12 protein-coding genes are annotated in these 15,251 nt (G+C 45.7%); 5 read left to right on the top strand and 7 right to left on the bottom strand.

The features are described 5' to 3' along the window. The 4 genes from ACRN9H_RS14425 to ACRN9H_RS14410 form a co-directional block, all read right to left on the bottom strand. Complete coding sequence (locus ACRN9H_RS14425; RefSeq protein WP_432314690.1) at positions 1 to 1,506, bottom strand: DUF3300 domain-containing protein; 1,506 nt, start codon at positions 1,504 to 1,506, stop codon at positions 1 to 3. Positions 1,507 to 1,654: 148 nt separating this feature from the next. Beyond that, positions 1,655 to 3,019: an ATP-binding protein gene (locus ACRN9H_RS14420; protein WP_432314689.1), complete on the bottom strand. Its 1,365-nt coding sequence runs from the start codon at positions 3,017 to 3,019 to the stop codon at positions 1,655 to 1,657. Beyond that, complete coding sequence (locus ACRN9H_RS14415) at positions 3,012 to 3,707, bottom strand: response regulator transcription factor (RefSeq protein WP_220772059.1); 696 nt, start codon at positions 3,705 to 3,707, stop codon at positions 3,012 to 3,014. Before ACRN9H_RS14415 ends, ACRN9H_RS14420 begins: the two co-directional genes overlap by 8 nt. 2 nt (positions 3,708 to 3,709) lie before the next feature. Further along, positions 3,710 to 4,012, bottom strand: a complete 303-nt coding sequence (locus ACRN9H_RS14410) for a PepSY domain-containing protein (protein WP_432314687.1) — start codon at positions 4,010 to 4,012, stop codon at positions 3,710 to 3,712. A gap of 375 nt (positions 4,013 to 4,387) precedes the next feature. Here ACRN9H_RS14410 and ACRN9H_RS14405 point away from each other — a divergent pair, with 375 nt between their 5' ends. From ACRN9H_RS14405 to ACRN9H_RS14395, 3 genes are all read left to right on the top strand, one after another. Beyond that, positions 4,388 to 5,335 carry a choice-of-anchor H family protein gene (locus ACRN9H_RS14405; RefSeq protein WP_432314685.1) on the top strand — a complete coding sequence of 316 codons (948 nt, stop codon included), beginning with the start codon at positions 4,388 to 4,390 and terminating at the stop codon, positions 5,333 to 5,335. A gap of 302 nt (positions 5,336 to 5,637) precedes the next feature. Next, positions 5,638 to 6,714, top strand: a complete 1,077-nt coding sequence (locus ACRN9H_RS14400) for a hypothetical protein (protein ID WP_432314683.1) — start codon at positions 5,638 to 5,640, stop codon at positions 6,712 to 6,714. A gap of 319 nt (positions 6,715 to 7,033) precedes the next feature. Then, a complete protein-coding gene (locus ACRN9H_RS14395) occupies positions 7,034 to 7,507 on the top strand; it encodes a peroxiredoxin (protein WP_432314682.1) in 474 nt (157 codons plus the stop codon). Between the two features lie 77 nt (positions 7,508 to 7,584). Here the strand turns inward: ACRN9H_RS14395 and ACRN9H_RS14390 are convergent, their stop codons facing one another. The 3 genes from ACRN9H_RS14390 to ompR all read right to left on the bottom strand — a co-directional run bounded on the left by ACRN9H_RS14390 (position 7,585) and on the right by ompR (position 11,778). After that, positions 7,585 to 9,567, bottom strand: a complete 1,983-nt coding sequence (locus tag ACRN9H_RS14390; RefSeq protein WP_432314680.1) for a methyl-accepting chemotaxis protein — start codon at positions 9,565 to 9,567, stop codon at positions 7,585 to 7,587. Positions 9,568 to 9,696: 129 nt separating this feature from the next. Next, the gene (gene envZ / locus ACRN9H_RS14385; RefSeq protein ID WP_432314678.1) at positions 9,697 to 11,013 is read right to left on the bottom strand and encodes a two-component system sensor histidine kinase EnvZ; all 1,317 of its coding nucleotides are present in this window, start codon (positions 11,011 to 11,013) and stop codon (positions 9,697 to 9,699) included. A gap of 39 nt (positions 11,014 to 11,052) precedes the next feature. After that, entirely contained in the window at positions 11,053 to 11,778 is a 726-nt protein-coding gene (gene ompR / locus ACRN9H_RS14380) for an osmolarity response regulator transcription factor OmpR (protein WP_432314676.1), read from the bottom strand. A 394-nt stretch (positions 11,779 to 12,172) separates the two neighbouring features. Here ompR and greB point away from each other — a divergent pair, with 394 nt between their 5' ends. Both greB and ACRN9H_RS14370 read left to right on the top strand, forming a co-directional pair. Beyond that, positions 12,173 to 12,676, top strand: coding sequence for a transcription elongation factor GreB (gene greB, locus ACRN9H_RS14375; protein WP_432314741.1), 504 nt, complete (start codon positions 12,173 to 12,175; stop codon positions 12,674 to 12,676). Positions 12,677 to 12,839: 163 nt separating this feature from the next. Continuing rightward, entirely contained in the window at positions 12,840 to 15,203 is a 2,364-nt protein-coding gene (locus tag ACRN9H_RS14370) for a Tex family protein (protein ID WP_432314674.1), read from the top strand. The last annotated feature ends 48 nt before the right edge of the window (positions 15,204 to 15,251 follow it).

Genomic DNA, 15,251 nt, shown 5'->3' with positions numbered 1-15,251 from the left:
CTATTCTCTGTGACGTCGCTCTTGGCTTTGAGTTGTACGACCTTGGTTATGTTCTACTGAGCGAGCCGCTTGTGCATTTTGGCGTGGCTCACTTGGTCTTACCCTCACTTCTTCACGTTGTTTTGGCGCCGACTGCCTTGGCTGTTCGATGCGCTGTGGTTCATTACGCTGCTGTGGTTGACTGCGTTGTGGTTCTGCACGTCTTACCTCAGGGCGCGGAGTTTCAACTCTGGGCGTCACAGTTCGTAAGTTCTCTTGCCTTTGTGGCTGCGCCCTTTGTTGATCAGTATTGCGTGATTGAGGTTCCCGAGTTTGATATTGCCTTTGCTGTGGCTCTTTTACTTGTATAGGTTTTGACTGCACGGGTCTTGATTGGGCGTCATTACGATCCTTGTGAGTGGGCGTTTGCACCATAGGCGCAGAGCGACGTTCCTTTAACTCGGCCTGCGTTTTTTGGTAATTAGGTGCGCGCTTATCATGCTCACGACCCCCATTGTTATGCTGGTTATCTTTATGGTCACGACTCTTGTCATGTTGATTTTGGCGTTCATTAGATTTTGAATATTGGCTATTGTAGTGCTTGTTACTGCCACTGGAGTGCGAGTCACGGCCACGATATTTGTTATCGTTGTAATAGCGTTGCTTGACGACGGGGTTGTGATAATTCACGCCACGTCGATGCTCTGGTTTATGCTGCCAAGGCTGCGCGCCATGGCTAACGCTATATCTTTCCCGTGGGCGATAGCGGTGCGAGTGACGGTAGTCGAGTACGACCACTTTGTTGCTATGCCAGTGGAATGAGCTAAAGAAGTAGTTGAAGGAGATGTGGATCCCGGGTGACCAGTAAACATGGTTATGACGCGGGCGATAGGGATAACCCGCATAGCCGCTAAATTCCCAATAGACCGGTGGATAGGCCGCGCCCCAGCGCCATGAACCAAACACGACACGGGGATCATAGTAGGGCACATAGACTATTTCGCGCTTAGCCGGCTCAATTATAATTTGGTTATTGGTACGAGTGATTGCCATGTTATCCATATTAGCCAAGCTGTTGGCGTTATCAGCTTGTTGCCTTAAGGATTGAATGCCGTTCATCACTTGGCCTTCATCTTCTAAGAAGGCTTCTCCTAATCTTTGAGTCCAGTCGAGATCTTCAGCCATTTTTTGTAATAGCGTGGGGAAGGCCAGCAAGGCTTTTACACTCGGATCCCAATCTTGATCGTCGGCCTGCGACATGATTTGGTCGACCGATAAGTTAGATCGCTGTGTTAACCAACGTTGTGCTTGCACGATTTCCAGTGGATAAGTCGAAGCGATCAGGATGTGAGTCAAAAGACTGTCCGGATACAAGGCAATGGGTGCCAGCATTTGTTCGAGTGCTGCTTGGTTTGAGCTTGAGCCTTGGCTCACCGATACGCCCGCCGCCTGTGCTGTGGTAGTGAAAGGCAAGGCCACTAATGCCGCCGTTAACACTAGCCAATTCCATCGAGATGATCTGTTCATAATTCGCTCCAATAATCCTATTCGAGGATGTTATAGGCATAATAGATGTTTGAATATGAACATAAGCTGAAAGTGTTTTGCGGTATCAAATGTATTTTTAATAGACAGGTAAGTGGGGTGGTAGCTTTATCATATTGAAATTAAATAATTAAACCGAATGCACAAAGCTGATACTGAATTTAGCGCCGCCTAAAGCTTCTGAACGAGACACGGTGATCCTGCCGTTATAGCTATCGACTAAATCGCGCACGATCGCAAGCCCAATCCCATTACCCTGCAGATAAGAGTCTGCGCGGATACCGCGTTCAAAGATTTGATTCTTTAATGCTTCAGTGATCCCTGGGCCATCATCTTCGATGCAAATCAGTAATTGATAGGCATCACCGGTTATCGTTAACTTGACGGTAGATTTTGCCGCTTTACAGGCGTTGTCCAGCAGGTTGCCTAATATCTCGGTTAAATCTGCCTCATCCCCCTTAAATACTGCTGGTGCTGCGACCTCGCTACTAAGGTTTATTTGTGGTTCTCGATAGATTTTAGCTAATGTACGCAACAGTTTAGCTGCGACTTCATTCGTGCTAATCCCTAAATGCCACGAAGCGGCTGCCGCGGTTTGAGCGCGCTTCAGCTGGTGGCCAATGATTCGGCTGATTAACGACACTTGCTCACTGGAAGCTTCGCTCAAATCGGCTTGGCTCTTAATCACCGCCAGTGGCGTTTTAAGGCTGTGGGCAAGATCGGCTAAGGCATTTCGGTAGCGTGAACGCTGGGTTTGTTCGGTATTAAGTAAAATATTGAGTTGCCGCGCTACGGCTTGTAATTCGGTGGGATATTGGCAGCTGAGCTGCATCGATTTACCTTGCTCAACATAATGTAATTCTTGAGTAAAGCGTGCCAGTGGTCGCAGTGTCCACCACAACCAACTGAGTTGAAACACTAACATGACTAACATTAAAATCAGCAGCCAAGTCCAAAGTTGTTGATTAAATTGGTCAATTTGCTGCTGAAATGCTAGCTCATCTTTAATGATGTGGATTGTTACTGGTACGTTTTGATCTTGACTGGCAAAACTCACGCTAAAGCTATAAACCAAATGGGGTTTATCGGCGAGTGTGATTTGCTCAAATGCGCTTTGACCTGTTGCTGGAATAGTAAAATGGGGCGGTGGCGTAATGCCCATAAAAGATTGCGAGTGCCATACAATCGCTTGTGTGCCGCTGGCATCTTCAGTGGTCGCAATGGCATACAGCCCAGATTGAATGAGGTTAAAACGATTTTCGAGTACTAATTCTGGGATAGAGATTCGTTGATTGTCTACTTCAGTCACCGCGAGTATCGAATAGACATAGGCGCTGAGTTCATTTTTGGTTGCACTTTTAACTTGTTCAGTAAAGGCATCGTTTAAGGCAATACCAATCAAGGGCAATAACACTAAAATAAACAATAACGCGCTGGTCACTAAACGCGTTTTAAGAGAATTTAATACCTGCCACGCCATGGCGCGTTTACTCATCGCCGCTTTGCTCGGGCGTTAAAGCTTTTAGGCGATAGCCTTGGCCGCGCAGGGTTTCAATAAGATTATATTGATTATCTGGATCGAGTTTTTTACGTAGACGGCGGATAAAAACCTCAATAACGTTAGAGTCTAAATCAAAGTCTTGATCGTAAATATGCTCAGTCAGTACCGTTTTAGATTTTACTTCGCCTTGATGCAGCATAAAAAATTCGAATAGCTTGTATTCTGAGCTACTGAGACTCACTAAGGCTTCGCTTTTACGCACTTCTAAGCTGCTGGTATTAAGGCTAAAAGGACCGTTATAAATTAAGGGACTGGATTTACCTGCGGAGCGGCGAATTAACGCTTTTAAGCGTGCGATGAGTTCTTGGGGGTGAAACGGCTTTGTGAGGTAGTCGTCGGCGCCGGCGTCAAGCCCTTCAACCTTGTCTTGCCAACTGTCTCTGGCGGTTAAAATTAGGATCGGAAAACCGCGTTCCTGTTCGCGTACGCGGCGGATCAGGGCGATACCATCGAGTTTGGGTAAACCCACATCAATAATCGCCGCATCATAGTTAACTTCGAGCGCTTGAAATAAACCTTCTTCACCATCGCTGGCAATATCGACACTGTAATGAGCATCAAGCAAATGTTGCTTTAAGTTCGCTTGTAATTCTAAATCATCTTCCACTAATAACAATCGCATCGTTAGTTCCTCGATACTCGGCCCGTTGCGGCGTCTACTGAGACTGAAAATACTTGGCCATCATTATTGAGGATTTTAACGCGATAACCCGCGCCGCTAGATTGCACGCTCAGTACTTTACCTTTAAATTGGCGCTGTGCCATCGCTACAGCTTGATCTGGGCTGTTGACGGCAAGACGGCGCTGCTCGTTCTTTGCCCCTTGATTGCGAGACTGATTGCGATCATCACGTTTATCATTGCCAGCCGCGCTGCCAAAAGAGGCAAATAAGCAAGCGATTAGGGCCAATGTTAAACCAAGTTTCATATCGGGTACCCGCAGTGTTCGGCGATCTTGAGTTAATGGGTGAGATGGATAAGTTATCGAGCCGATTAAGAATACCTCATCACCTTAACAAACATATAGAGATCAGCCAATTGGTTAGCAAAATTCCTTTAAAAATAATTCTGCAGCGGCTTAAATCATCCCGTTACGGCTATTTAACTGCGATAGCTGAACTGAAGCTGTGGTCGCGAGTCATATTTTTAGCCTTATCTTAGGGCGTGTCCTAGTGTCGTCTAATGTAGATGAATTGAGACTGAACGTATTGATTAAGTCATAAACTTGGATGTTCAGCTTATGTTCACCTTCATTGCACTTTAATAGCTCCAATTTGAACGGATTATCCATGGGGTATTCAAGATGAACACAGGCAATAACCTAGGTATGGCAGCGATAATGAATACCTTATTAGTGAAAGGCGCAGCCATTGGCACGTTATTATTAGTTTCTTCAGCGGTGAGTGCCGAGCCTAGACAATTAGAATCGTCACAAAACTTAACACCATTTGCGGCTGCGAGTGTGGGTCTTGCCAAAAAAGCGGAAGAAAGCAGTGAACGAATTGCCGAACGGGAGCAGCAAGCGCTTGCTTTGTTACAGCAAGCAGCCCCCGCTAAAAATATTACTGAAGCGGCGGCAACAGTGGTTAAATCCTTAGCGCCGGCTTTATCGGCTAAAGCACCCGCTGCGAAACGAGTCGAGTTGATGGGCGCTTCACCGATGACGCGTGAACAAGTGACGGCTAAGCATGCGAGCCAAGGCATGCCTCGTTCGAGCGCGGCCAGTGAAGATCTCAATCGTGCGCCTGTGTATCATAGTTTTTCGATTTATGATGCCAGCAGCCGTTTGTTCGAAGACTTTGACTATGATGGTTTTTATCAAACCTTTAGTGTAACTTTTGACGTAGATGTTTATGGTAATTATCTTAATGAAAGAGCGGACTTATTTGCCGAACTGTATCTAAGTCGTAATGGTGGCCCTTGGGTGCATTACTACACCACAGAGGTGTTTAGTATTTATGGTGACTCGCAGCAGGATGATTATGAAGTACTAACCACGCTTTATACGGGTTATGTAACAGATCACTATGATGTGTTGATTGACGTGTATGAAGTGGGTTACAGCGATATTGTTGCGACCATTAGCGCCGATGAGACCGATAGTTTGTATGCGCTGCCACTGGAAAGTAGCGACCGTGACCATATTGATGAAGTGATTGTGGTGGAAGAAAGTGGCGGCGCATTTTCTATCTTTGCCTTGCTCTGTCTTGGGTTGTTGGCGGCACTACGCAGGCGTGAAAAATGGGTTTAATGCTTTGAGTTCAAAATAAAATCTTATGAAAGTCATCAATAGTCATAGCGCCTAGTTTAGAGTAGGCAGAAGGTCTCACACGAAAAAGGCAGCGTATCTATCGATATGCTGCTTTTTTATTTCGAAATGCGGGTAACAAAAGCAGCAAAATCATGCGTATGCTCACTTTCTACCCGGCTTGATTCTTGCTATTGTGTAAATAAAATTTTAAATCAGTGGCTTGTGAATAATTTTGCCAAGTGGTCGAAGGTGATATTATGTGTATGCGCACGATATAAATATTATACCTTTCGAAGACTTAGGTGAAACTTGAATTCAAAGAAGTAAATAATAACTTAATCATCTTTGAAGATGGCGTTGAGTTACTAACTATTGAAAAAAATGATAAAGAATCGTCTGTATTAGCATACTATTCTGAAGATTTTACTGATGAACTTGCGGTCAAAGTTTTGCACTGTGATGCAACTGAAATTCCTTTTGGGCTCCAGTTTTACTTTAACTACATTAATAATGAATTCGAAATCATAAATTGGGTTGATTTTCAACGTGATGGTGAATCTGTCGAAATAGAATTATCAATAACATTTGATTGGGAAAAGTGGGATAAACCTATTGTTATAGGTAAGTTCTTGGAGTTGTATAGCTCAGAATTGCAGGCTGTTGGGTTTAAAACTAGAGTATTTAAAGAAACAGCAGATTCTTGGGCATCGGTAAATGTTATCATCTATATAGCAGCTGGTTGCTTAATAGACCATGTAATATCTAGTAGTCGTAAAGCAAAAGACGTTTATGAGAAATTACTGATAAAGATAGTTAGAGATGACGCTCAAAGCTCATTTGTAAAAATATTTAATTTTCCAAAAGAGTATGAGGTAATTTGTAGCCAATATGTCCTTTGGTTTGGAGAGCTTCTAAATACATTAAATATAAATGCAAATGTGACTACGGAAATTAAAAACGGAAAGACATCATTAATTGTATCTCCAACTGACGCTCCAGAGTTGTTGGATGAAATTGAGAAGATCTTTTATCAGTACCTTGCTCTCCCATACTCTGAGTACTTACCTAGTGAAACGGACGCCACTTCGAATATTGATAAGGCTACATTTCAGCTTTTAGTAAATCAAGTAGAGAACTTTAAGTTACAAATTCAAATGAAAGAGTCAATTATTCAACTTAAAGATGCAACTTTATCTTCCTTGGCGTTTGAGAACCAGAAAAAAGATAATGAATTGCTATTGCTGAAAAGTATTAAGAACCAAGATGAGTTCAAAGTTCTCAATGGTGTAATTAGTGTTGGTGAGTTTAAATGGGGGGCGGTGAAAATAAACTTTAAAAAAATAGCAGATATTTTCATTAAAAGTTATGAGAAAAAGTAGAATTGAGAAATAGACATATATAGTCTCCTCGGATTTAGCAAGGGTAATGTCCTATTTTGTTCAAACTATAACCATCGAAGATTAGTCAGTATTATTTGAACTTGAAGCGGTTTTGCCGTTGAGTCGGTGTCCTTTGCGGTGATGTATAATTCATCAGAAAGAAGTGGGCATATCCCAAAGTAAAAACTTGCTATTCACTTCTAGGCGTTCCCGCATAGCAATTTGCTTCCTCTCCTACAAATTCTCTTTTTCTCTCGGTGTTTATCTTGGGGAAATAGGGCTAGTATGGACAAGTTAATTCAACTCAATGGAGATAAACATGATTGCTCAAGGTCAAACATTACCAGCCGCCACATTAAGCCAACTGACGAAAGATGGCATGGTGAATCACCAAGTTTTAGAATTATTCGCGGGCAAGAAAGTCGTATTGTTTGCCGTGCCTGGCGCGTTTACGCCAACGTGTTCTGAAGCACATTTGCCTGGATATGTCGTGCTTGCTGACGAATTTAAAGCCAAAGGCGTTGATTTAATTGCCTGTGTGGCCGTGAATGATGCCTTCGTCATGAAAGCATGGGGTGAAGCGCAAAATGCCTCTGAGTTAATGATGCTTGCCGATGGCGATGCCAGTTTTACTAAAGCATTAGGCTTAGAAATGGATACAGCTGGTTTTGGCGGTATACGTTCACAACGTTATGCGATGGTCATCGATGACGGTGTCGTTACACTTCTGAATGTTGAAGAGCCAAAGGCGTTTGAAGCCAGTAAAGCTGAAGTGGTTTTAGCCGCGCTGTAATGATTAGGGTCCGAACTTAATCGGACATCAATAAAAATAGGAGCTTAGGCTCCCATTTTTATTGATATTTTAATGGGTTAAGCGGCCCGCGACTGTGGCGGTAAGTTACCAGCATCGGCAATACCTAAACTGGTCTCAATATCTTCGACGCTTTGCTGCACTTCTTGGGCGATGACTTCACTCTGTTGCGAACTGGTTTGCGCCTGCTCTTTTAAGCTATCCATAGTGCGCATAAATTGATCGAGATAATCGACTTGCTCCTTGGCATTGAGCGAGCCTTGTTTAGCGGTATTGGCCATGTCGCTCGCTTGGTTTTGCACTGTTTGTGCTACTTGCCATAGGCTTTGAGCGCGCAGTTTTTGACTGCTGGTGGCCTGTGCTATGCCATCGACACTCTCACTGAGGGCATGATTCGATTGGGTCAGTTGCTGCAGAATCTTCACGATTTCGTTTAAGGACACTTGGGTGCGCTGACTTAAATTACGCACTTCATCGGCGACCACGGCAAAGCCGCGACCTTGCTCACCCGCCCGCGCAGCTTCGATGGCAGCATTAAGGGCGAGTAAGTTAGTTTGCTCGGCAATATTGCCAATCACATCAATGATTTTCGACACGTCCGTCACTGAGTTATTCAGGCTTTCGAGGGAAGTATGGCAAAGGCCAACAGCGGTTTGTGTTTGCTCAGTTGCGCTCAATACCGCCTCAGCTTGTGTTTGGCTCGACTGCATTTGGCGCATAGTTTCGGCTGCGCTGTCTTCCACGAGTGCCGAAGTATGGCTCACCTCATTGGCGAGGCTGCGGATATGTTCGGTCTGTGTTTGCGTATCGGCCACAATCGTTTGGGTGTGCTCTGTGTGTTGTGATAGTTGAGTAATGCGCGCCACCAGTTGGCTTAATGATTGAGAAACCTTAGTGATTTGCTGGCGCTGTGCCTCGTCTTCCTGTTCAAACCTGTGCAGTAACTGGTTGAAATGACCTGCAATTTGGCCAGTCTCGCAGCGACGATTAATGTCTAAACGCTCGCGGCTGTTCGATTCGCTTAATTTCATAAAAGCTTGGTTGAGACGTTTTAGCGGTTTGACGACGCGATTTTGCTGCAGGACTAAATAACCAATGGCAAACAAGGCCATGATGGAAACCATAGTGTAGAGGATCAGCTGTAACTCATATTTCAGCTGCTGATTCTTTGCTGCCTGAGCCTCACCTAAACCAATAAGCTGTTGTTCCACATTGCTAATCGCTTGAATGAGTTGGTTTTGCACCTCTTGGTTGGTTTGCAGCAATTGGTGGGTATTGGCGACTTCTTTGTTATATCGATTGGCGAGACTGAGCAGCTCACTGCGGTCACTCTCGCCGATTTCAATTTGTTCCGGTTCGCTGGCACCGAGGGCAAACTCATCGGCTTCTTGCTGTTCATATACGCCGATTAACGGCAGTGCGCTGAGGGAGTCGTGCCACGTATTTAGCTCTTTGCTGGTGCTGTCTAAAATACCCTTGAGCTGCTGATTTTTACCGATCAGATAGCCATCGGTCAGCTGGGAAAGTTGGTAGACGATAGAAGGTAAATCGCGGCTCAATTGCAGATATTGTTCGGCGACCGCCGCATTTGTGGCTAAGCCTTTATCGGCATAACTGCCCAGACGACGGTTATAGTCGAGCATTTCAGATTCGGCGTGGGCCAGCAATTGCCTAGGGTTGCCAGCGAGTTTACCTGCAGCGCGGTACTTGGTATCTAAATCTTGAATGAAGCTACTTAGGCTGGCTTGCAAGTTATTATCAGTAGCGCCCATGGTGGCGAGATTAAGCTCTGTAAGCTGGTTCTTAATGGCGCTGAGTTTAGTTTTAGCTTGCTCAAGTTGGCTAGCGTTGCCGCTGGCGAGATAGCCGTCGAGATCGCGGCGTACGCCAACCAGGAAGTCTTCTTGTATGCTTTGCAGTGTGAGTGTTTGCTGTTCTATATTTTGTCGCTGATCACTGCTCCATAGCACTACGGCCGCTAATAATCCCGCGAGCAATAACAACAGGGCAGAAGCAGAGAGCGACAGTGTTGAAATTTTCATTTTGCAATCTTCATAATTGTCAGAGCCAGTTAACTGTTCTGAGTTTATGAATTTAAGGTGACATAAATATGACAAGTACCCACTTGAATATCAGCGTTATTATTTGATTTGCAGATATGTGATCTCGCGTTACTCTAACGGTAGCCACACTTGCGCTTTTAACCCACCTTCAGCACGGTTTGATAGAGTGATTTGCCCTTGGTGTCTATCGATAATCCGTTTGATAATGGCGAGGCCTAGGCCCGAACCAACACTACCACGGGCGATATCACCTTGAGTAAAAGGTTGAAATAATTTGGTAATTTGCGACTCGTCGATCCCAGGGCCGTTATCTTCAACACTAAAACCGATACGCTTGCCATCGAACTGTGAGCTAATGCGGATCCAGCCTGAACCATAGCGAAAGGCATTTTCGACTAAGTTGCTCAGTACCCGCTTGATGGCAATCGCTTGAAATTGTGCTTCTGGGCAGTCAGTTAACACCACTTCAATTTCACCAGCGCGATTGGCTTCTGCTTGAGCGATATCTTGAATGAGTTTATTGATTTGGCCTAGCTCACGGCTGGTTTCCTGATCTTGGCGAATGTAAGCAATAAATTGGCTGATGATGGCGTCCATATCTTCGATATCATTGACTATGCCATCTTTAAGATATTGATCTTCCTCTACCATCATCTCAGAGGCGAGGCGAATACGGGTGAGCGGCGTGCGCAAGTCATGGGAAATCCCCGCCATCAATAGCGCTCTGTCCTGTTCAAGTTGCTTCATGCTGTGCGCCATCTGGTTAAAAGCATTAGTCACTTCAACAATTTCACTCGAGCCTTTCAGTGGCAAGGGATCGGGGAATTCACCACGGGAAACTGAGATAGCCGCTTTTTGTAGCCGCCTAAGTGGGCGATTTTGCTGGCGTGCAAACCACCAACCGCCCGCGACGCTTAGGGCACCAATCACCAGTAAATACAGGGTCAGTGGTGAAAGATCTGAAACATTTTGGCCGATAAGTGGCACTTTTATCCAAATCGAGGGTGCTTGCGGTGGGCGGATCCAAATCTGTAGCACATTGCCGTGGGTAACGCGCACTTCGGCATCACCACCCAAATATTCCGACATCTGTGACGACCAAAAACCATAATAAGTGGCTTGATCAATGCCCGCTTCGCGCGCCTGCTGTTGATTATAAATCTTCATGCCATCGTCACGTACTTTGGCATTGAGGGCATCGACTATGGTTAAGTGTTCGCGGCCAATATCGATACCGTCGACAAACAGCAGTTTGACTTGGCGAGCGATAAGCTGGTTGATTTGCTGGTAGCTAGGCTTGAGCACATAAACTGCCACTGTGATGTAAGACACCAGCTGATTGATTAATAGTAAACAACCAATCAGCATTACGGTTTGACTAAACGCGCTACGAGGTAAAAAACGCCACCAAAATTTCGTTTTCATGGCGGGTTTAATCACGACACATTGAGTGGCAAATACGGCTCATCGACGGGCGGCGCCATCGGGCACAAACACATAACCCAATCCCCAAACCGTTTGAATATAGCGAGGGTTGGCGGGATCTTTTTCAATTAAGCGACGTAGACGCGATACTTGCACGTCGATAGAGCGCTCTAATGCTGAATAATCACGGCCGCGGGCAAGGTTCATCAGTTTATCCCGTGATAATGGTTCGCGCGGATGAGTAACGAGCACTTTTAATACAGCAAATTCGCCGCTCGTGAGTGCGATAGATTCGTCGCCGTGGTACATCTCGCGGGTCGCTAAATCTAAGGAAAATTCACCAAAGCTGATTTGTGCCTCTTGCTGCGCGGGTGCGCCAGGTACATCTTGGGTTTGGCGACGCATTACCGCTTTAATTCGCGCGAGTAACTCCCGCGGGTTAAACGGTTTTGGCAAATAATCATCGGCGCCGAGTTCTAGACCAATAATGCGGTCAACTTCATCGCCTTTGGCTGTCAGCATCACGATAGGGATCCGATTTTCTTGTTGGCGCAGACGACGGCAAATAGACAGGCCATCTTCACCGGGTAACATCAGGTCGAGCACCAGTAGATGAAAGTTTTCGCGTTCTAATAAGCGGTCCATCTGTTCGGCATTGGCCGCGCTGCGTACCTGATAACCTTGCTCCATCAGGTAACGCTCGAGTAACGCTCTTAGGCGCATATCGTCATCGACGACGAGAATTTTCGAGGTTTCTTGTCCCATGGAATGTCCCTTAATTGCACATATTGGCGTTTATTCTACAGTTGAGAAGTGGTTAAGATTAACCAACTGGCTGAAATTGAAAACGAATCTGCCTAATATAGCCGCATTCAACACAGGCGACTAGCTCACCTTAGTGGCTTGAATGCGATAAATGCTGACATTGATTGCCCAATGTTAATACTAAGCAAATGAAATTGCATGGGAATAGTTGCGTTTATTCACGCTATAGCTGAAATTGTAACTAAATTGGCATCAGCAAAAGAGGTGATTTAAAAGCCATTATGCACAGAGATGATTTAGAGAGTTAACTTTAGCGTCCAGTCTGAGTATCATCAGTCCAATATATTATCCCGCATCAATTGTGGTCGTTTAATCCAACGATTGAGTAATGAGTATGAAAGCGCATTTGATCACCCGTCAAGGTTGGCAAGCTTTAGATAAAGAATTGAAGTATTTATGGAAAGAATATCGACCGCAAATCACCCTTAAAGTGCAAGAGGCGGCAGCGCAGGGTGATCGTAGTGAGAACGCTGATTACACTTACAACAAGCGTTTGTTAAGGCAAATTGATGGCCGTGTCAGATACTTAGTTAAACGACTTGAAGAATTAAAGATTGTTGATTACTCGCCACAGCAAGAAGGTAAAATTTACTTTGGCGCGTGGTTTGAACTCGAAAACGAAGCGGGTGAACGCGTACGTTACCGTATTGTGGGTAAAGATGAGCTCGATACAAAATTAGGCTATATCACCATCGACTCGCCCATGGCGCGTGCCTTAATCGGCAAACAAGTGGGCGATGAGGTGGTAGTGCAAACGCCGTCGGGTCCAAAAGAGTGGTATATCAATCAGATCCGTTACACTCCTTTTGAAACCACTCTCGCCAGTGAGGCAGATTAGCGACAGGCTTGCCGCCGTGATAACCGCCGCGGTCGTCATGGCATGATGGGGAAAGATCAAAGACTCTGCTTCGACCTAGGCTTTAGCATGAAACATACGGGGCGTCTGTGGTATCTTTGGCGCAATAACGACTTACTTTACAGTTAGGCACGACACTTTATTTATGCAAACTAATGCACATAACATCGCTCAGATTATCGCTCAAGAACTGAATGTTCGTGAGCAACAAGTTGCCGCAACCATCACTCTGCTTGACGATGGTGCCACGGTTCCCTTCGTCGCCCGCTACCGTAAAGAAGCCACGGGCGGATTAGACGATACGCAACTGCGTACCTTGTACACACGTTTAGGTTACCTGCGTGAGCTTAACGACAGACGCCAAGTGATCCTGTCTAGCATCCAAGCTCAGGGTAAGTTAACGCCAGAATTACAAAGGGCGATTGACGAGGCTGACAGTAAAACACGTCTCGAAGACTTATATTTGCCCTTCAAACCTAAGCGCCGCACTAAGGGCCAAATCGCGATTGAAGCAGGATTAGAGCCATTAGCTGATGCGTTATTGGCTGACCGTAACGCCGATATAGACGCTAAAGCGAGCGAATATATTAATAGCGATTCAGGGTTTGCTGACATTAAAGCCGTGCTTGAAGGTACGCGTTATATCCTCATGGAACGTTACGCCGAAGATGCTGAGTTATTGCGCAAGGTGCGTGAGCATTTAGGCCAAAATAGCGTATTAGAAAGCCGCTTAATCGCTGGTAAAGAGAAAGAGGGCGCGAAATTTCGCGACTATTTCGAGCATACCGAGCCGTTAGCTAAAATCCCATCACACCGTGCCTTGGCTATGCTACGGGGCCGCAATGAAGGCTTTTTATCCCTATCGATGAATGCCGATCCCGCCGCGCAAGTGGGGCAAGGTAGTTATTGTGAAGTGATTATTGCTGATCATTTACACCTTAAACTGGGCGAAAGTAGTGTCGATCAGTGGTTGAAAACCGTAGTTACCGCAGCATGGCGCATCAAAATTGCCCTGCAAATGGAAACCGAGTTTATTTCGCAAATGCGTGAACGCGCTGAAGCCGAAGCGATTAAAGTCTTTGCCCGTAATTTAGGCGACTTACTGATGGCGGCACCTGCAGGCGCAAAAGCCACTATGGGACTGGACCCAGGTTTACGTACTGGCGTGAAAGTGGCTGTGGTGGATAACACTGGCAAGATGTTGTGCCATGCGACGATTTTCCCCCATGCCCCGCAAAATCTGTGGGAAAAGTCGATTCGTACTTTGGCTAACCTTGTCAAAATGCATAAGGTTGAGTTGATTGCGATTGGTAACGGTACCGCATCACGGGAAACCGACAAGCTAGCCGCTGAGCTGATTGCCGCCGTGAAAGATACCCATCCACAGTTGACTAAAGTGATGGTCAGTGAAGCGGGCGCGTCTGTGTATTCAGCATCGGAATTAGCGGCGCTGGAGTTTCCTGATCTTGATGTCTCGATTCGTGGCGCTGTGTCTATCGCGCGTCGTCTGCAGGATCCGTTAGCCGAACTGGTGAAGATTGAGCCTAAGTCTATCGGTGTGGGGCAATACCAACACGACGTGAGCCAAAGCCAATTATCGGGTTCGCTGGAAGCCGTGGTGGAAGACTGCGTAAACGGTGTGGGTGTCGATCTCAACATGGCCTCTGCGCCCTTGTTGTCGCAAGTGGCGGGTTTAAATAAAACATTAGCTAAAAATGTAGTGGATTATCGCGATGCCAATGGTCAGTTTAAAAACCGCAAAGAGTTATTAAAAGTACCACGTTTAGGGCCTAAGGCTTATGAACAAGCGGCAGGATTTTTACGCATCAGTGCTGGTGACAATCCTCTGGATGCTTCATCTGTGCATCCAGAGGCGTATTCGCTGGTGGAATCAATCGCTAAGGCTAAGCAAGTTGAATTGGCGAGCCTGATAGGTAACTCAGAGCTATTGCGTAGCATAAAAGCGCAGGACTTTATTACGCCAGATTTTGGTTTACCAACCGTGACCGATATTTTGGCTGAGCTTGATAAACCCGGCCGCGATCCCCGTGGCGAGTTTAAAACTGCAACCTTCAAAGATGGTATTGAAGAGCTTAAGCATTTAAAAGCCGAAATGGTGCTTGAGGGTGTGGTGACCAACGTGACTAACTTTGGTGCTTTTGTCGATATTGGCGTGCACCAAGATGGTTTAGTACATATATCTTCATTGACCGATAAATTTATCAGCGATCCCCATACCGTGGTGAAAGCAGGTGATGTAGTGAAAGTTAAAGTAATGGAGGTGGATGTTGAGCGCCGCCGTATTAGTTTGAGTATGCGTTTGGATGAATCTATCGATCAAACGAAATCCCAATCACGACCCAGTAGCCAAAGTCGAAGTAATAACGCTAAGACACCCGTGTTGGCAAAACCTACATCTCGACCTGCACAAAAATCGGCACCTAAAGCCTCTGCCAATGCGGCTATGGGAAATGCGTTTGCCGATGCCTTCGCTAAACTGAAAAAGTAACTGCTGCAATATCAAGACTCGGATACAGATTGTGTCCGAGCCATCATT

It is taken from the genome of Shewanella sp. MF08487, assembly GCF_050848685.1.
Taxonomy (GTDB): Bacteria; Pseudomonadota; Gammaproteobacteria; order Enterobacterales; family Shewanellaceae; genus Shewanella; species Shewanella glacialipiscicola.
This window is presented reverse-complemented; position numbering and strand designations above follow the sequence as displayed.